16 protein-coding genes are annotated in these 18,322 nt (G+C 66.0%); 7 read left to right on the top strand and 9 right to left on the bottom strand.

Annotation, left to right across the window (positions count from 1 at the left end):
- The first annotated feature begins 155 nt into the window (after positions 1-155).
- Positions 156-1,553: a hypothetical protein gene (locus tag E3T49_RS10400; protein ID WP_166785521.1), complete on the top strand. Its 1,398-nt coding sequence runs from the start codon at positions 156-158 to the stop codon at positions 1,551-1,553.
- A gap of 134 nt (positions 1,554-1,687) precedes the next feature.
- Here the strand turns inward: E3T49_RS10400 and E3T49_RS10395 are convergent, their stop codons facing one another.
- A complete protein-coding gene (locus E3T49_RS10395) occupies positions 1,688-3,949 on the bottom strand; it encodes a hypothetical protein (RefSeq protein ID WP_134424834.1) in 2,262 nt (753 codons plus the stop codon).
- Between the two features lie 282 nt (positions 3,950-4,231).
- Between E3T49_RS10395 and E3T49_RS10390 the strand changes: the two genes are divergently transcribed.
- Entirely contained in the window at positions 4,232-5,071 is an 840-nt protein-coding gene (locus E3T49_RS10390; protein WP_338145425.1) for an ABC transporter permease, read from the top strand.
- A gap of 4 nt (positions 5,072-5,075) precedes the next feature.
- Positions 5,076-6,302 carry an ABC transporter ATP-binding protein gene (locus E3T49_RS10385; RefSeq protein WP_134424832.1) on the top strand — a complete coding sequence of 409 codons (1,227 nt, stop codon included), beginning with the start codon at positions 5,076-5,078 and terminating at the stop codon, positions 6,300-6,302.
- Here E3T49_RS10385 and E3T49_RS10380 read toward each other — a convergent pair.
- From E3T49_RS10380 to E3T49_RS10365, 4 genes are read right to left on the bottom strand one after another with little or no spacing between them, the layout of a single operon-like run.
- A complete protein-coding gene (locus E3T49_RS10380) occupies positions 6,299-7,585 on the bottom strand; it encodes a glycosyltransferase family protein (protein ID WP_134424831.1) in 1,287 nt (428 codons plus the stop codon). The genes E3T49_RS10385 and E3T49_RS10380 overlap by 4 nt on opposite strands.
- 44 nt (positions 7,586-7,629) lie before the next feature.
- Positions 7,630-8,619: a glycosyltransferase family 2 protein gene (locus tag E3T49_RS10375; protein WP_134424830.1), complete on the bottom strand. Its 990-nt coding sequence runs from the start codon at positions 8,617-8,619 to the stop codon at positions 7,630-7,632.
- Complete coding sequence (locus E3T49_RS10370) at positions 8,612-9,541, bottom strand: NAD-dependent epimerase/dehydratase family protein (protein WP_134424829.1); 930 nt, start codon at positions 9,539-9,541, stop codon at positions 8,612-8,614. The genes E3T49_RS10375 and E3T49_RS10370 overlap by 8 nt, the downstream gene beginning before the upstream one ends.
- Entirely contained in the window at positions 9,534-10,709 is a 1,176-nt protein-coding gene (locus E3T49_RS10365; protein WP_134424828.1) for a rhamnosyltransferase WsaF family glycosyltransferase, read from the bottom strand. The genes E3T49_RS10370 and E3T49_RS10365 overlap by 8 nt, the downstream gene beginning before the upstream one ends.
- A gap of 267 nt (positions 10,710-10,976) precedes the next feature.
- Between E3T49_RS10365 and E3T49_RS10360 the strand changes: the two genes are divergently transcribed.
- Positions 10,977-11,849, top strand: coding sequence for a glycosyltransferase family 2 protein (locus tag E3T49_RS10360; protein ID WP_134424827.1), 873 nt, complete (start codon positions 10,977-10,979; stop codon positions 11,847-11,849).
- Positions 11,850-11,863: 14 nt separating this feature from the next.
- Here the strand turns inward: E3T49_RS10360 and rfbA are convergent, their stop codons facing one another.
- Complete coding sequence (gene rfbA / locus E3T49_RS10355) at positions 11,864-12,733, bottom strand: glucose-1-phosphate thymidylyltransferase RfbA (RefSeq protein WP_134424826.1); 870 nt, start codon at positions 12,731-12,733, stop codon at positions 11,864-11,866.
- Positions 12,734-12,735: 2 nt separating this feature from the next.
- Positions 12,736-13,344 (bottom strand): dTDP-4-dehydrorhamnose 3,5-epimerase family protein, encoded by a 609-nt coding sequence (locus tag E3T49_RS10350; protein WP_134424825.1) that lies wholly within the window; start codon positions 13,342-13,344, stop codon positions 12,736-12,738.
- A gap of 72 nt (positions 13,345-13,416) precedes the next feature.
- On the opposite strand from E3T49_RS10350, the gene rfbB reads away from it, so the two are divergent.
- The 3 genes from rfbB to E3T49_RS10335 are packed head-to-tail and all read left to right on the top strand — an operon-like array spanning position 13,417 to position 16,399.
- The gene (gene rfbB, locus E3T49_RS10345; protein ID WP_134424824.1) at positions 13,417-14,403 is read left to right on the top strand and encodes a dTDP-glucose 4,6-dehydratase; all 987 of its coding nucleotides are present in this window, start codon (positions 13,417-13,419) and stop codon (positions 14,401-14,403) included.
- Positions 14,403-15,257, top strand: coding sequence for a dTDP-4-dehydrorhamnose reductase (gene rfbD / locus E3T49_RS10340; RefSeq protein WP_134424823.1), 855 nt, complete (start codon positions 14,403-14,405; stop codon positions 15,255-15,257). Before rfbB ends, rfbD begins: the two co-directional genes overlap by 1 nt.
- A complete protein-coding gene (locus E3T49_RS10335; protein ID WP_134424822.1) occupies positions 15,254-16,399 on the top strand; it encodes a glycosyltransferase family 4 protein in 1,146 nt (381 codons plus the stop codon). The genes rfbD and E3T49_RS10335 overlap by 4 nt, the downstream gene beginning before the upstream one ends.
- Positions 16,400-16,458: 59 nt before the next feature.
- Here E3T49_RS10335 and E3T49_RS10330 read toward each other — a convergent pair whose 3' ends face one another.
- Both E3T49_RS10330 and purE read right to left on the bottom strand, forming a co-directional pair.
- On the bottom strand, positions 16,459-17,820 hold the full coding sequence (locus E3T49_RS10330; RefSeq protein ID WP_241972760.1) for an LCP family glycopolymer transferase: 1,362 nt from the start codon (positions 17,818-17,820) through the stop codon (positions 16,459-16,461).
- Complete coding sequence (purE, locus tag E3T49_RS10325) at positions 17,817-18,284, bottom strand: 5-(carboxyamino)imidazole ribonucleotide mutase (protein WP_134424882.1); 468 nt, start codon at positions 18,282-18,284, stop codon at positions 17,817-17,819. The genes E3T49_RS10330 and purE overlap by 4 nt, the downstream gene beginning before the upstream one ends.
- Between the last annotated feature and the right edge of the window lie 38 nt (positions 18,285-18,322).

The following is an 18,322-nucleotide window of genomic DNA, read 5'->3' as shown; positions in this document are numbered from 1 at the left end:
TGCCCGGGATCATCTGTGCTCACGACTAAGGTCGAAGTACCCATGGTATGCGGCCCATTAGTCGGCGCGCGCACCCGTTCACGCCCCATCCGTCTTCCAGACAACGGGGCTGCCGGTATTCTCGACGGATTCCGGGCCGCCTCCGAGAGATTGATATGACTGTGCCACACGAACAAATCGTCACACCCGCCGCTTCTCCCGCGACGCGATGGAGGCGCCTGTTCATCGCCCTCTGGGTGCCGGTCGTTCTGGTCATCGCGTCTTTCGGGATGTCAGCGGTCGTGACCGCGAACCACGGTCCGGCCCTGTCCCCCGTGGACGAGTGGGTGTACGTGGATTACCTGTTCAAGCTGCCCGTCCAGGGCATCGTGCACGAGGGAGAGAAGATCGGCACGGAAGCCCTCGTCATCATGTCGTGTGACGGGGTCACGCCCTACGGCCCCATGGGTCCGACGTGCGGCAGCAGCCTCGCGGATCTGTCGTCGTTCCCGTACAAGGGCGTCACGTCGGCCGATGCCTACACTCCCGCCTACTTTGCGGTGACGCGGGTGGTGGGTGACGCCATCCACACTGTCACGGGGATCAACCAACTCTCGTCGTGGCGGGTCACCGGGGCGCTCTGGCTCGGGCTGGCCGCCGTGCTTCTGCATCTGCTGCTCCGGCAGTGGCGCATTCGGCGGCCAGTCATCCTCGGACTCGGGCTCGCGGTGATCGCGTCTCCGTTCGCGTGGTGGACGTATACGTACATCAGCACGGATGCTCCCTCCCTCGCCTTCGGCATTCTCCTTCTCCTGGCCGCCGTGAAGATCGGTCGCGGCCAGTGGTCCGGATGGTGGCTCCCCGTCATCTCGACGGTGGCGGTCCTGTTCAAGGTGACGAACGTTCTCGGCGTCTGCCTGGCCGCCCTGTACCTGCTCATTCTGTGGCTGCTCGAGCTCAAACAAACCCAATGGGCAGGGTGGAAGACCCGCAGGCCGCACCAGCAGAACCGGTCGTCCCTCGGGCTGATCTTCTTCGCCGTACTCGCGCTCGGCGCGTCAGTGAGCGCCCAGTTGGCCTGGCTTGCGTTCCGCTCAGCAGAAGCGGTCGGCATCCCTGTCGATCAGGCGATCGGCATTCCGCTCACGCCTGAGGAGCTCGTTTCACAGGTTGCGACCTTCCTCCCGGGCACGATCGTTTCCAACGTGAACATATCGGGCTCGACCAACCTCGCCTATGCGATTCCCGGCTTTGTGGTTGCGCCGCTCAGCTGGATCTGTATCACCGGGGTTCTGGGTGCCTTCTGGACCCTGCGCAAGGGATCGAAACTCACCCCCATCGTGGTGTCCGTGACACTGGCCGCACTGTTCTTCGCGCCCATGCTCGCGATCATGATCCATGTCACGACCGGCAATTACTTTCCGCTTCCGCCCCGCTATGGGGCCCCGATCCTCGGGTCGTTCCTGCTGTTGGCCGGGCTGACGATCAGGAACCGGTGGGCGGTCGGCATCCTCCTGGGCTACTCGGTCGCCCTCTACGCCTACGTTCTCATCAACGCACCGTTGCTGGCCTGACGCTCCCGGCCGCATCGACGCGACCCCACCGGGGTCACCACTGCGACAGAAAAACGGCCCCGTTCGCTCGTGCGAACGGGGCCGTTTTTCTTGTCCTTCCCGGGATGGCTACCGGTTCAGGGCGCTCGGTGCACTCAGCTCCGTGTTCCGCCGGAGCCGGGGGTCCAGGTGAGAACGCCCCCGGTGAACGGCTGGGTGCACACCGAGGCTGCGTCGCACGTCATCTCGGCCTTGGGCCAGCCGAGCGAGCCGCCGAGGCCTCCGAGGGTGTTGTAGTACGTGCGCATCTCGCCGCGAAGGGCGAAGGCGCCGGACTGCTTCGACGCGGCGATGGCTCCCTTCTCGAAGGTCTGCACCGATCCTCCCCCGTTCGCGGCGACGAAGATCTCGCCACTGGTGGGCCAGCCCAGGATCCCCGTGGGTCCACCGGACGTCGTGTAGGCGCCGTTGATGGCGGTCCCGACGATCGAGGCCCCCAGGGTGGACGACCAGTACAGCGTGCCGCCCACGAACTTCTGTGAGCACCGCGTGGCATCGCTACAGGACTGATCCCCCGTGGGCCAGCCCAGCGTCCCACCGATGCCGCCGGCCTGATTGAACGCGGTGCGGATGTCCCCGGTCAGAGCGTGCGCGCCACCGTTCGGAGACCAGGCGATCGCCCCGTTCTGGAATGCCTCCACAACACCGCCGCCATTGGCCGACAGGGCCACGACACCGGAGGTCGGCAGGCCGAGCGACCCGGTCGTCCCGCTCGTGCCGCCCAGCTTGTCGTAAACGCCCGCCATCCGTGCGTCGACGTATGCCCCCTGACCTGCCTTCGTCCAATAGAGTTTGGCACCCTGGAACGATTGGGAGCAGTCGGCTGCTCCGCAGAGCTGGTCCGACGTCGGCCAGCCGGCGGATCCGCCGATTCCTCCGACGGTGCCGAAGTAGTCCCGAATGGAACCGGAGAGCACGTGGGCCCCGCCGCTCGGGGACCAGGCGATGGCACCCTTGGCGAATCCCTGCACGCGCCCGCCGCCGTTGACGGTCAGGGTCGACGGCGCAGTCGTCGGCAGTCCGAGGCTTCCCGCCGGGCCTCCGGCAGCCGTGTAGGCCCCCAGCAGTGCGGTCGGGACGAAGCTGCCGCCCGCGGCGGGCGAGGCATAGAACGTGCCGCCCGTGAAGGGCTGTGTGCACAGACCCGCACCGTCGCAGGTCTGGGCGGCGGTCGCCCACCCGGGATCGCCGGTGACTCCGCCCGCTCGCGCGAGCTGGTTCCTGATCTCCCCGGACAGGACCCACGAACCGGCCTTGGAGGACACGATGGCCCCCTTCTGGAACCCCTGGACCGTGCCGCCGCCGTTTTCCGCGATGCTGTTCGGGTCGGACGTCGGCCATCCCAGAGTCCCGGTGATGCCCCCCGCCTGGCCATAGGCGGTGCGGATGGCGCCGGTGAGGACGTACGCGGTAGTACCGGTGGACCAGGCGATGGCGCCGTTCACGTAGCCGCGAACGTACCCGCCGCCGTTTGCCGTGTACTTGGTGACCTTCGTTGTCGGTGCGCCGAGATAGCCGCCGGAACCGCCGGCGCGTTGGTAGGCCCGCTCGATGTATGTCTCGGGTCCTTCAATCGGGGAGCCGAACCAGTCCGAGTACATGCGCCAGAAGTTGCGGTTGCCGTAGGAGCTGCAGGTGTCGCCGGACCCGTAGAGATTCGCGAGGCCCGCCTGGTTGGGCTGGTACGGCGTGTAGTTGTAGAGGCCGGCTGTCGCCTGGTTCCTGATGTAGACCGAGCTGCTGCCGCATCCGGTATTGGGGTGGTACCACACTGCGTTCCAGCGGTCGGGGGCGTGACGCCACCGGGTCGGATTGTTGGCGTAGTACTGGAATTGCAGCGCTGCGGCGTACACCTGGTTGAAGAAGCCGTAGTACTCCGTGTCACAGTCGGCCGTATCCGGGCATCCGTAGCCGGTGGCGCTGCGATACTGGCGCGCCGAAGGCCAGTCGTCCGTGATGATCCCCTGCTCCTTTTCGAGCAGGACGATCATCGCCTTCTGGCTGATGTTGCAGGCGGCGCCCACCTTGGCGATGATCTGCGCGGCCGACTCGTTGGCCTGGCCCTGATAGGCGGCGCAGTCGTTGGAGACCGCGGCACGGGTCGGAGTGTCCTGTCGATAGTCCTTCAGACAGACGTACCCGGCGCGACACTTCGGCACCCTCTCATTGAGGAATTGCTGAACCTGGGCTGTACTCATGGCGGACCCGTCGAAGAACAGGTTGTCGCTGATGATGTAGGCCGGATCGAAGAATGCGGAGTCGGCGGCTTGGGCCGCGGGAGGCGGCGCGAGCGCCACCAGGAATGCGCCCGCGAGGGCCACTGCCACGGTCAGGCCGGTCAGGCGTTTGAGTCTCACTGGGTCTCCATCTAGGTCGGCACGATGCCGGGTTGGCCAGGCGATCCCAGCAGCGAGAGTTTCGGGCTCTCGTCGGCCACACCATTTCCCTGGAGGTAAGCAGGGTCTTAGGCTACCGACTCACAGGGAATGCGAAGCCTGCAACACGGCCCAATTTCGCCTAGACTCATCCAAGCCCATCCCCACAATCGAGAGTTGTTCATGTCATTGGCACAAGCCCGCGATCGCGAACAGCGAGTCGCAAGGGAGAACCTCAAACCGGTTGGGCAGTCGACGCATTTCGTGACCGGCACCTGGGCCTCCCTCAAGGATGTCTGGGGCAGCCGCGAGCTGACCTCCCTTCTGGTGCGACGAGAGCTCAAGGCGCGCTATAAAGACAGTTCGCTCGGCATTGTCTGGAGCCTGGTCCGCCCCCTCGCCCAGCTGCTCATCTACTACTTCGCCATCGGCCAGATTCTCGGAGTGGCCCGCAGCATCCCCAGCTTCGCCATCTTCGTCTTCGTCGGCCTCACCACCTGGGGTCTCTTCGTCGAGATCGTCCAGGGCGGAACGACATCGATCACGAACAACTCAGGTCTGATCAAGAAGATCTATCTGCCGCGCGAGATCTTCCCCCTGGCCAGCGTCGGCGGCGCCCTCTTCAACTTCGGTGTGCAGCTGATCATCCTGGTTCTGGCAACGATCGTCGCCGGCCAGATACCTCTCGACCTCAATCTGCTGTACGCACCCCTGTCGCTGACCGTGCTCATCTTCTTCGCCACGGGCTTCGGCATCCTCCTGGCCGGTTTGAACGTCTACCTGCGCGACATCCAGCACCTCGTCGAGGTGGCGATCATGGTTCTCTTCTGGGCTTCGCCGATCGTCTATTCGTTTTCGTTCGTTCACGACAAGTTGCAGGGAAACTGGCTGGAACAGTTGTACCTGGCCAACCCGATCACCCTCGCCGTCCTCGGGATGCAGCGCGCATTCTGGGTGGCCGGCACCACCGAGTCCACCTCGCAGAACTGGCCGGACGACCTGGCCATCCGGCTGTGGATCGCCTTGGGCATCAGTATCGTGATCCTCTGGATCGGCCAGCGCATCTTCTCGCGCATTCAAGGCAATTTCGCACAGGAGCTGTAACCCGATGACCACGCCGACAATCATTCACGTGGAAGACGTTTCCAAGAGATTCGTCATGCACAAAGACAAGTCCATCAAGGAACGCATCCTCAACTTCTCCCGGGCGCGTAAGCACCAGGACGATTTCTGGGCGCTCAAAGACATTTCCCTCGACATCACCATGGGCACTACCGTGGGACTCGTCGGTCACAACGGATCGGGCAAGAGCACGCTGCTGAAGGTCGTCGGCGGGATCATCCAGCCCACGACCGGCAACGTCAGCCGGCGCGGTCGGATGGCTGCTCTCCTCGAGCTCGGTGCGGGATTCCACCCGGACCTCACCGGTCGGGAGAACGTCTACCTCAACTCCGCCATCCTCGGACTCAGCCGGAGCGAGACGGACCGCTACTTCGATGAGATCGTGGATTTCTCCGGTATCGAGGACTTCATCGACACCCAGGTGAAGTTCTACAGCTCCGGGATGTACGTCCGGCTGGCCTTCGCAGTGGCCGTTCACGTCGACCCTGACCTTCTCCTGGTCGACGAGGTCCTGGCCGTGGGCGACGAACCCTTCCAGCGCAAGTGCATGGCCAAGATCGCCCAGTTCCAGGCCGAAGGCCGCACCATCGTTCTGGTCAGCCACTCCGCCGAGCAGGTCGGCGCGCTCTGCGACCGGGTCGTCGTGCTCGAGCACGGTGAGATGCTGCACGACGGCGACCCGGCACAGGCACTGCGCGTGCTCCGGGGCAGCTTCTCCGACGAGGCGGTCAGACACGAGGAGAAGCTCGAGGCCGAGGGCCGGCCCGAGCACCATGTCGTGGAGGTCCCCCAGGTCACCGTGACCGCATCCGATCAGGACACGGACGGCATCATCGCCCCCCGCGCCGATATCCACGTGAGCGTTCAGTATGAGGTGCTCGAAACCATCGAACCCTGGCTGATCGGCGTTGCCCTGGAGACCGCGGTCGGCAATGTGGTCTATCGGATGACCACCCGTGAACTCGGGGAGACCCTCCCGCTGCAACCAGGCACGTATGAACTGAACGTGACGTTCAAGAACCACAATCTGGGTGGGGGCTCGTACTCCGTCAGCGTCGGCCTCGCCTACGAGTCCGGCGCAACGATCCTGGTCGTGAACCCCGCGGCAACGTTCGAAGTCGCCGATTACGGGATCGGTCGCGGCGCAATCCGTCTGGACGTCGAATCCAGTGTGAAGCGGATTGCGGCGGCCCGGGCCGCGGGCATCTCCTAGCGACCGCGAAGAACCAACCGGAATTTCCGGAAGGTGCGGTTGACCCAACTGTTCCGTATGCGGGCCAGAATTCGGTAGAGCCGGCTCGAATAGAGCTCGTCCAGTTCCGCCCTCAGGCCGGAGACCGCCTGATTGCGCTCGAGAAGCTGTGCCTCCACCTCCGCCTCACGCTCGATTGCGGCCTGCTTGAGCTCGGTGGAAAGCGCTTGCATGCGAATCCACTCACGCACATACGACCCGAAGGCCGCCTGCACGTTTTCGTGTGCCTGGATCTGCAGGGAGGTGAGCTTACCGATGGTCCTCGGCCGTTCTGAGGCGAACTGCAGCAGGTCGTCGAGCCGATTCGGCAGAAGGTAGACGCGAGTCCAGTCGCGACGCACCAGGACCGCCTCCGCGATCGCCGCGTCGAAGCCATCGGAAATCTCGGCGACGATCTGCGTCGCGGTCTTCGTTCCCGCTCGTCGGCCGGAGAAGTTCTCCCAGCGGGCCTCTTCGATATTTTCCAGGGTGATCCAGCCGGGGCCGCCGAAATGGTCGTAGCAGTACACAGGGACTCCGGCGACGATCGAATACTGCACCGTTTTGCCGATCGAGATGATGGCGTCCGTGCCGGCCAGGGTGTCGGGTGTCACCCGTCGCGGTGTGGCACCCAGCTCGGTCTGGGAGCCGATGACGTCCAGGTCGAAGTGCTCGCGGAGCCCCTCGAACGCAGCAACAAGTTCGGGCGGTATGTGGTTGGAGACCACCGTGATGCGGCGCTCGATGCTCGGCGTCGGGGTCACCTCGCCGAATCGGGCCGGCGCCGCGTTCCCCATGACCTGGAGGCGATCGGGCTCCAGATCCTGGTAGACCCCGGTCGCACGGTGGATCTCCAGAGATCGCGGCGATTCGAACAGAACGGCGGTGGCCAGGGCTGATTCCAGAGCCGCGGCCATGGTGAACTCAGCGGGCAGGATCGATGACATGTGGTGGAACATGAACAGGATCTCGTCGGCGTGTTCCAGCACGACCACCGGGATGATGGAGTGCTGAATCCAGGCAAGGTCGGGAAGTCGAGCCTCCAGGTTCACCGCGAGCTCGGGATCCCACAGTTCGAAGACCGTGACGCCGTCGATACGGTCGAATTCCTGACGGATCGGGTACCCGAAGGAGTGGGTCGCGATGACCACCTCCGCTCCCTGCCCGGCAAGGTGCTCCGCAAGCTCCAGAGTCACGATCTCGGCGCCCATGTAGCGCAGCAGATGCGCCTGGGTGATCAGGATCTTCGATCCGTTCAGCTGCATGTCATATCCTTGCAAGTCGCGGTGTCCGGCCGGAAGAGAGCCACTCAGATTTTTCGCGAGTTCTCCAGCGAACCCGAGTCCAGGGCAGCCTGGTCACTGAGATCCGTCAGGGTCGACGCACGGTAACTCGTCCACTTCCGCACCTGGTAGCGCGGGTTCATAGCGAGCCAGAAGAGCCGACGCTTCCAGCTGAACTCGGGGTCCCGCAGGATGCGCAGCGTATCGCCACCGATTCCCCGAACCGTGAGGCGTAGCTGAGCCCGGCCCGTCATGGGCGGAATCGGAAAGCCGATCTGGCGCAGGCCGATGGTCTCGTCGAAGATCCGCTTGCCGTATTCGGCCAGGGTGAGGTCATTGGAGTGCTCGACCGCGGCGCGCCCGGCATACGCTTTGCGATAGCCGGCCTCGATCAGGTCCTTGCCGAAGAGCTGGTCCTCGGCGTAGCGCACATCGCGGTACGGGATGGTGTTGAGCAGGAAGTCGCGTCGTGCGGCCGAATTCACGTCGGAGTAGAAGCTGATGGCGTTCAGCACGCCCTCACTCTGCACGAACTCATCCTTGTAGAACACGGACGTGCCCCAGTCCGGTCCGAAGCCCGCGAAGACACCCCGGATTTCGTACTTGAGCAGGGGGAAACAGCCGGCGCGCGGGATCTGCTTGCCCATCACGGCGACGATGCGCTCGTCGAGCCGGAACGGCTCGAGAAGCTCGCGCAGCCACTGACGGGAGGCCGGGATGGCGTCGTGGGTCAGGTACGCCACGAACTCGCCGGTCGCCAGCTGCGCGGCCAGGTTGCGGGTCTTGCCGTGGCCGAACTCCGAGTTCGGGATCTCGTGCAGGCGCACCGAGGGAAATCGGCGCACGATGTCCAGGGTCGAGTCCGTGGAACCCGAATCGATCACGAGCACCTCGACCGCGCCGTCCAGCTCCTGGCCCAGCACTTCGGTCAGAATGCGTTCAAGGTAGACCTCGCCGTTATAGGTGAGGATGGCGACGGTTGCACGGGTCGCAGCCGCTGGGTTCTGATCAGTCATTCTGGTGCTCTCGGATTTCTTCATAGGTGAGTCTGACGCCTTCGTCGAGCTCGGTCATGTCGGCGGTGCCGAACTCCGACCGATAGCGTTCGGTGTCCAGCACGACCCGGTCGACGAACGTGGGCGGAGCCGGTCGCTCCTCGACGGCGAAGTCGATGCCGGTCACCCGGCGCAGGGAATTGATGATGTCGGTCACTGAGTAGCCGATGCCGCTGCCCAGGTTGTACAGGTCGAATTCGGTGTCCACACCGACCATCGGCGTCACCATCCGCACCAGGTCCTCCACGTAGACGTAGTCGCGCACCATCGAACCGTTGCCCAGGCGGATCACCGGTCGCCCGAGGGAGATCTGGCGCAGGGCGATCGGGATCAGGCCCTGCTTCTTGTTGGGCTTCTGGCGGGTCCCGTAGGGATTCGAAATGCGCAGCGCGGTGGACTCGAGGCCGTGCTTGGTCTTGAAATAGTGCAGGTAGTGCTCAATCGACAGCTTGCCGATCCCGTACGGGGAAATCGGCAGCGCCCGGTCGGTCTCGGCGTACTCCGCCTGGCCCTGCGGCCCGTAGATGGCACCGCCGGTCGAGGCGAAATAGAACCGCTTGATCCCGGCGGTCGCGGCCGACTCGAGAAGCTCGACCGTCTGGGCGACATTGGTGCGGATGTCCAGGGTCGGATCGCTTTCGGCGGTCGCCGGGCTCGTGGTCGACAGGAAGTGGAACACGTATTCCTGGCCGTCCACGGCACCTTCGAGGTCGGAACGGCTGAGGAACTCGCCCTGCAGCACCCGCACGTCCGGAGCGGTGAAGGTCGGGTTCTGAGAGCTGAACCGGTCGAACGCGGTGACGGAGTGACCGGCGGCGGCCAGGGAGTCAACCAGGTGGGAGCCGATGAAGCCGTTGGCCCCGATGACGACTGCCTTAGCCACGCATGGCCCCTTCGAACGCCGCGAGGAACTGCACCCCGGAATCGGACCAGTTGACCTGCGCGACCGACTCCGACATCGCGATCGACCGTGCGACGGCGTCGGGGTGGTCGAACACCTCGGCCATTTTGCGGGCGATGGCCTGCGGCGAGGCAGGCACGTACTCGATGAAGGGGTTGTCCGAGACCATCCGGTTGTTGGGGCCGTCGTTCACCACGGGAGTGACGCCGCTCGACAGCAGCTCCAGCGGCAGCAGGGACATGTTCGACAACGACATCACCAGGCCGGCGGCGCAGCGGTTGTACACGGCGTTGAGCTCGGAGATATCGAGGCTCGAGAGGTTGGTGTACTCGAACGGGATGTTCCAGTTCGACACGTCCCAGCCGGCCAGGTTGATGCGCACGTCAGGCTTGAGCCGGGCGAACTCCGCCAGGGCGAGCAATCCGAATTCGAAGGCGCGGCGCGGGGTGACCGGCCGGGCGTAGAAGAAGACCTCGTTGCGCCGTTCCACATTCGTGACGCTGTAGTGGGTCTTGTCCACCGCGAAGTCGAAGTGGTCCGTGGTCATGCCGTACTCGGTGGAGAGCTTGTGGGCCAGCCAGCCGCCGGCCGTGATGCCGTGGAAGCCGAAGTTGTAGGTGTTGCCGGCGAGCAGGGACTCGGTGCCGAGCGGGTAGAAGCTCGCCTCGTAGTCCTGCACGAAGTAGAACCGGCGCGCATCGGACGTGTCGAGGTAGGCCGGGTAGGCGGTCTCCCAGCCGGTGGCGAAAATCGCCTGGGTGCTCGCGTCGACGCCCTGGTCGCGGTCGTACATCGTGATGCGGGCGGCAACTTCCGGGTAGGCGCCGGCAGACTTCAACATCGCACGGATGTCCGGGATGCTCACGGCGGCGGCACTCGTCGTATAGAGGTAGATCGAGCAGCGGTGCCCGGCCTTCTCCGCGATGTCGATGAACCGGAACAGGTTCTGGTGCCCGCCGCTTTCGAGGCCGGGAGGCGACATGATCCAGGCGATGTCGACGGGGCCGTCAGTCACCACGGTCGGCGAGACGCGCCACGGTGGGGACTGGGTCCAGTCCAGCTCGGCTGCATCCTCGTTGGCGACGAGCATCACGCTCTCATGACGGGCGATCTTCGTGCTGGCCTTCGTCAGGCTGCGCACGATGAACACGCGCGGACCCTCCGCACGCAGAACACGCACGGGTCGAAGGCCGATGTGCAGCGCCTTGCCTACAAAAACTTTGGGACCCTGTTCGCGGATAATGCGGAGGCTCCTGCGGAACACGGTCAAGAGATCCCCTTGTCGGTCGTCATCGGATCAGTCTCAGTAGATATAGGCATGTCCGACCGAGTCTATCAACGGCCCCGGGGGCGACCCGGTCCCGGCCGACAACCGCGGCGATTCAGGCCCCAGGGGCACTGAGTATGCTTGATCCTGATGTCTAACCCTCTCCTCGAGTCCACGGCCGTGGTCACAGTTACTTACAATTCGAGCTCCCACCTGCCGAAATTCCTCGACTCTGTGCGGCTGAGCGAAGACCTCCAGCTTGATGTGATCGTGGCCGACAACCACTCATCCGACGTCAACGCCATCTCGGAAATCGCGCGAGTGCAGGGTGCTCGTCTCCTCGCCCTCGGCGAGAACCGGGGCTATGGCGGCGCCATCAACGCGGCGATCGCGTCCCTGCCCCCACACGTCACCTCGATCCTGATCTCGAATCCGGATGTCGAGCTCGGCCATGGCGCAACCAGCGCGCTGCTCGCAGAGCTTGCGGCTGACCCCCTCGTCGGTTCGGTCGGGCCGAGGGTGCTGAACGCCGACGGCACCACCTACCCGTCGGGTCGGCAGCTTCCCTCGCTCCGAAACGGAGTGGGACACGCACTGTTCGCCCGCCTCTGGCCGACGAACCCGTGGAGCCGCTCCTACCGGGCCGAGAGCGAGGGGTCCGACGTGCGCCGCCCGGTCGGCTGGCTGTCCGGAGCCTGTCTCCTCGTGCGCCGCACCGCGTTCGACGAGCTCAACGGTTTCGACGAGGGCTTTTTCATGTACTTCGAAGACGTCGATCTGGGTTACCGGATGGGCAAGGCCGGGTGGACGAACGTCTACACTCCCGCGGCATCCGTCGTGCACACCGGTGCGCACTCGACCAGCACCGAGTCGGGCAAGATGGTGCGCGCCCACCATGCCAGCGCCTACCGCTACCTGGAGAAGAAGTATTCCGCGCCCTATCTGGCCCCCGTGCGCTGGGCGCTCAAGCTCGGCCTGTCGGTGCGGGCCCGCGTCCTGGCCCGCACCGGCCGTCTGGGCTGATCAGTAGTCGCTGATCACTCGTTCGTGGCGATGAGCCCGGTCAGGTAACGCCCGTAGCCGCTCTTCTGCAGCGGCTCCGCCAGCGCTTCGAGCTCGGCGCTCGAGATCCAGCCGGCCCGCCAGGCGATCTCCTCGATGCAGCCGACCTTGAAGCCCTGGCGGTCTTCGATCACGCGCACGTACTCGGACGCCTGCATCATCGACTCGAATGTGCCGGTGTCGAGCCACGCGGTGCCACGGTCGAGAACCTGCACGTGCAGGTTGCCCTGCGCGAGGTAACGCTCGTTGACGGTGCTGATCTCGAGTTCGCCGCGCGCACTGGGCTCGATGGTCTTCGCGATCTCGACGACCGAATTGTCGTAGAAGTAGAGGCCGGGAACCGCGTAGTTGCTCTTCGGCTTCGTCGGCTTCTCCTCGATCGACAGCGCCGTCATGCTGTCGTCGAATTCCACTACGCCGTAGGCGGTGGGATTGCTCACGTGGTAGGCGAAGATCCGGGCGCCGACCAGGTCGGCGTTGCCGCGCAGGGCCGAACCCAGACCTGCGCCGTGGAAGATGTTGTCGCCGAGCACGAGAGCGACGCTCTGGTCCCCGATGAATTCCTCACCGATGATGAACGCCTGGGCGAGACCGTCCGGGGACGGCTGGGAGGCGTACTCGATCCGCAGTCCGAGGTGAGACCCGTCGCCCAGCAGCGCCCGGAACTGGTCGTTGTACTCGGGCGTGGTGATGATCAGGATCTCGTTGATGTCCGCCATCATCAGCGTCGACAGGGGGTAGTAGATCATCGGCTTGTCGTAGATGGGCATCAGCTGTTTGGAGATGGCCTTGGTGATGGGCCACAGCCGGGTGCCGGAGCCGCCGGCGAGGATGATTCCGCGCATTGTCACTTTCCTTCGTTGAGGGACGTGTAGAACGCCCGGGCATCGGCCCAGGTGGGCAGCAAGCCGCTGGCGGCGGCTTCGGTCAGGCTCGGGGCATCCGTGTCCTTCGGGGACAGGAGCAGTTCGCCCGCTTCGGGCGGGAAGACCAGGCCGATGTCGGCGTCGAGCGGGTTGATGCCGTGCTCGCGGCCGGGGTTGAAGGGTGCGGTCACCAGGTAGCTGACCGTGGCGTTGTCGGTGAGCGCCACGAAGCAGTGGCCGAGGCCCTCGGCGATGTAGATCGCACGTCGGTCGGTGTCGTCGAGCAGAACGCTGTCCCACTGACCGAAGGTCGGGGAGCCCACCCGGATGTCGATGACGAAGTCCAGCACCGCGCCGTGGGTGGCCGTGACGTACTTGGCCTGGCTCGGCGGGATGTCGGCGAAGTGGATGCCGCGCACGGAACCGCGCTTGGACACCGACGTGTTGGCCTGGGCGATGTCGAGGCGGTGCCCGATCGTCTCCTCGAGCCGGTCGAAGCGGTACCACTCGAGGAAAACCCCCCGGTCGTCCCCAAACTGCTTGGGAGTGATTTCGTAGGAATCGGGGATGGAGAGTTCGCGGATCTTCACCGGGGAAGTCTACCAAGCGCTTACCGGTAGAATCGCGGGGGCACTTTCATCAAACGGAACGGTTACCTCCATATGAAGATCCTCGTCACCGGCGGAGCCGGTTTCATCGGCTCGAACTTCGTTCGACGCACCCTCGAAGACGCCTACCCCGGCCTCGAAGGAGCCGAGGTCGTCGTGCTCGACGCCCTCACCTACTCGGGCAACCTTGAGAACCTGGCCCCGGTCGCCGCGTCCCCGCGGTACTCGTTCGTGCACGGCGACATCCGTGACGCCGCCCTGCTCGACCAGCTCTTCCCCACTCTTGACGCGGTCGTGCACTTCGCCGCCGAATCCCACGTGGACCGCTCCGTGCGCGACGCGTCGATCTTCGTCGAGACGAACGTTCTCGGCACCCAGCAGCTGCTCGACGCGGCCCTGCGCCACAACCTGGCCCGGTTCGTGCACGTCTCCACCGACGAGGTCTACGGCTCCATCGCCGAGGGCTCGTGGAACGAAGAGCGCGCGCTCGAGCCGAACTCCCCCTACTCGGCTTCCAAGGCCGGCAGCGACCTGCTCGCCCGCAGCTACCACCGCACGCACGGTCTGAACATTTCGATCACGCGCTGCTCGAACAACTATGGCCCGTACCACTTCCCGGAGAAGGTCATCCCGCTCTTCGTCACGAACCTGATCGACGACCTGCACGTTCCCCTCTATGGCGAGGGCAACAACATCCGTGACTGGCTGCACGTGGACGACCACACCCGCGCCATCGCGATGGTGCTCGTCGGCGGTCGCGCCGGTGAGATCTACAACATCGGCGGCGGCACCGAGCTGACCAACAAGGAGCTCACCGAGATGCTGCTCGAGTCGACCGGCAAGGACTGGTCCTACGTCGACCGGGTCGCCGACCGTCTCGGTCACGACCTGCGCTACTCCGTGGACATCTCGAAGATCCAGGCCGAACTCGGCTACGCGCCCCTCGTGCCGTTCGAGCAGGGGCTCGCGGATGTCGTGCAGTGGTACCGCGACAACCGCACCTGGTGGGAGCCGCTCAAGGCCCGTGCGGCATTGAGCTGATGACCCGCTACCTGATCACCGGCGCGGCCGGGATGCTCGGCCGCGACCTGCAGGCGGCTCTCGCCGGCCGCGACGTCACGGCGTTCGACCGCGCCGAACTGGACATCACCGACCGGGACGCCGTCCTGGCGGCGGTCGCCGGCTACGACGTCGTGATCAACGCGGCCGCGTACACCAAGGTGGACGACGCCGAGACGAACGAGGATGCCGCGTACGCGATCAACGCGACCGGCCCGCAGAACCTGGCGCTGGCGGCATCCGCCACCGGGGCGAAGCTCGTGCAGGTCTCGACCGACTACGTCTTCGACGGCAGCGCCACCGAGCCCTACGCCGAGACCGCGGAGATCGACCCGATCTCCGCGTACGGCCGCACCAAGGCCGCGGGCGAGGCATTCGTGCTGCAGGAGCACAAGGCAGGCAGTTACATCGTGCGCACGGCCTGGCTCTACGGCCAGCACGGCCCGAACTTTCCCAAGACCATGCTGAAACTGGCCGCGGCCCGCGACACCCTGAGCGTCGTCGACGACCAGGTCGGCCAGCCCACCTGGACCGCCGACCTCGCGGCGCAGATCGTCGCCCTGCTCGATTCCGGCGCCCCCGCCGGCATTTACCACGGAACCAGCACCGGCGTGACGAGCTGGTTCGGCTTCGCCCGGGCCGTCTTCGCCACGGCCGGCCTCGATCCGGAGCGGGTCACCCCGACCGACAGCTCACAGTTCGTGCGCCCGGCCCCGCGGCCCTCCTATTCGGTGCTCGGCCACGACGCCTGGGCTGCCGCAGGTTTGTCCCCCATCCGTGACTGGCGCGAGGCGCTGGCCGCGGCAGCCGAGCAGGGGATCTTCACAGAGAAATGACCACACTGAGAGTCGTCCTGGACCAGATGATCGCTCCGGTCCCGGGCGGCATCGGTCGCTACACCGAGGAACTGACCCGGGCGCTGATCGAGACGGCTCCGGCCGGGTGCGACGTCGAGGGAATCGTGTCCTCGTCGCCGGCCGAGCACTGCGCCCGGATCGAGTCGAGCCTGCCGGGGCTGGGCAGCCTGCACACGACCACGCTCCCCCGGCGTGAGCTGACCCGGGCCTGGCAGCTGGGCATCGCCCACGCCTCCGGGTCGGGCATGATCCACGCCCCGTCGCTGCTGGCGCCGCTCCGTCGGCACGACATCGTCAAGGACGGCAGCCAGGTGGCCGTGACCATCCACGACGTGCTGGCCTGGACGCATCCGGAGGCACTCACCCCCACCACCGTCGCCTGGACCAAGGCCATGGTCAAACGTGCGCACAAACACGCGGATGCGATCGTGGTGCCCAGCCACGCCGTGGCCCACCAGCTCGCGGACATCATCGACCTCGGAGACCGCGTGCGCGTGATCGGCGGCGGCATCGGAACCGGCCTGCGTCTGCCGTCGAACTCGTCCGCCACGGAGATCATCGCGGAACGACTGGGGCTGCCGACCGACTACATCGTCGCTGTCGGCACGCTCGAGCCGCGCAAGGCCATCACGGCCCTGATCACGGCGCTCGGCCTGCCGGAGGGCCCGGAGCTGCCGCTGATCGTGCTCGGGCCTTCCGCCTGGGGTGAACTCGATCTGGCCTCCGTGGCCGACGAGGCCGGCCTCCCCTGGGGCCGGGTTCGCGCCCTGAACGGACTGACCGACGAGGAACTGGCCGTGGTCATCGCACGGGCGGCCGTGTTCGTCTACCCGAGCCTGGAAGAGGGTTTCGCGGGCCCGATGATCCAGGCGTTCCACCTGGGCACCCCAGTGGTGCACTCGGACGCCCCGGCCCTGGTCGAGGCCGCCGGCGACGCCGGCCTGGCCGTGGAACGAAAGGATGCCGCCGGGTACCCCGAGCGACTGGCCGCGGCCGTGAACCGGGTGCTGACCGACACTGCACTGGCGAAAAGGCTGCGCATCGTCGGGGACGACCGCGCGCGTGCCTTCACCTGGCGGGATTCCGCCGAGCGGGTCTGGCACCTGCACGCCGACCTGTAGCGACAGTCCGTGCCCCGGAGCCGTGCCCTCTGCCGAGTGCGCGGGCCGAGGACACGGCCTTACGGGGCCGGTTCCTCCGTGGCGGGCGGTGCCAGGGCGGCATCGATCAGGCTGCGGATGACGTCGTAGTCGGGATCCTCCGGGTCGACGTCGTTCTCCGGGATCAGTTCGACCGACTGGATCGGCAGCGCCTTCGTCTTCGATGCGAGGTGCGTGAAGTGACCGAGCATGCCCTGGGGGATGTCAGTCTTGACGACCTCGGTTCCGGCGGACGCCACGGCCTGGAACTTGGTCAGCACGTTCGCGGGGCTCGCCTGGGCCAGGATCGCCTCCTGCACCTGCCGCTGCCGCACCATCCGGTCGTAGTCGCTGGTGTCGTGGCGTGAGCGGGCGTACCAGAGTGCGTGGAAACCGTCCATGTGCTGCATGCCGGGCTCGAACCAGAAGGCCACCTCGGTGAACGTCTCGTCGGTGTGCACGGGCACACGGTGGTCGACGTTGATGTCGACGCCGCCGAGGGCATCCACCAGGTCGGAGAAACCCTGCATGTCGATCAGAACGTAGTACTGGATCGTCAGGCCGGTGACGCCCTGGGCGGCGTCACGCATACCCTCGATGCCCGGCTCGCTGCCGTCGGCCACCGCATCCGGGTACATCTCCGGGCTCTTCAGCTCGACCTCGGTGTAGATCGAGTTGAGCATGCAGGCGGAGACCTCGCAGCCGTCGATGGCGCCGTACCCCTCCGGGTACAGGTCGGCGAGCGGACCCGGCGAGAACGGCACGTCCTCCAGGTTGCGGGGCAGCCCGATCATGCTGGCCTGACCGGTGTCGGCGTCGATGCTGACCACGGAGATGCTGTCCGGGCGCAGGCCGTCACGGTCCGGGCCGGCGTCGCCGCCGAGCAGCAGGATGTTGTACCGGCCGTCGACGGGCGGTTCGGTCGGGCCGGCCACGAAGACCGACGACAGGAGTCCGCTGGTCGTGGTTGCCAGGTAGGCGCCGTAACCGGCGGCGCCGACCACTCCGACCATGAGCACGGTCGTGAAGGCGGCGATCACGGGCCGGGCCCGGGGACCGGCCCGCACGAGTCGCACGAGTCGGAGGGTGTCGAGGGTGAGGATCGACCACACGACGCCGAGGAAAACGAGCAGCGCCGCCGCCACCCACAGCCCGATCGAGTTCGTGAAGACCGTGAGCACAACCGCCGGCCAGAGCGTGAAGGCGACACCGACGACGACCGCGAAGGCGATCAGCGCGAAGGTCGTCCGCAGGCCGAACCGGCCGAGCCGGCGGTTGCCCGCCAGCACCTGGGCGGAGCCGGGCAGCACGAAATTGAGCACCACAAGCCACCAGGCCCGGCGGGTCATGACCGAGGCGGACCCGACATCCGGATGCCGGATCGGCGTGCGTGCACTACTCATAATTTGTCTTGGAGGTCCAGGTTCTTCTGCTCGACCTGGGCGGCGAGCATTTCCATATAGCCGAGCAGCTTGATCCGCAGGGAGTCGTCGGCGATGGCCAGGGCCTTGACGGCGATCAGGCCGGCGTTGCGCGCGCCCCCGATGGAGACGGTGGCCACGGGCACTCCGGCCGGCATCTGCACGATGGACAGCAGCGAGTCCAGGCCGTCGAGCCGGCCCAGCGGAACGGGAACACCCACCACCGGCAGCGTCGTCACGGCCGCGAGCATCCCGGGCAGGTGGGCGGCGCCGCCGGCCCCGGCGATGATCACGCGGAGTCCGCGCGCGTGGGCGCTCTGACCGTAGGCGATCATCTTCTGCGGGGTGCGATGCGCCGAGACGACCTGCACCTCGAAGGGCACACCGAAGTCCCGCAGCAGCTGAGCGGCGTCACTCATCACGGGCCAGTCGGAATCGGAGCCCATCACGACGCCCACAAGCGGCGTCAGAGCGGCCTCCAGCG

Source organism: Cryobacterium cryoconiti (genome assembly GCF_004403065.1).
Taxonomy (GTDB): Bacteria; Actinomycetota; Actinomycetes; order Actinomycetales; family Microbacteriaceae; genus Cryobacterium; species Cryobacterium cryoconiti.
This window is presented reverse-complemented; position numbering and strand designations above follow the sequence as displayed.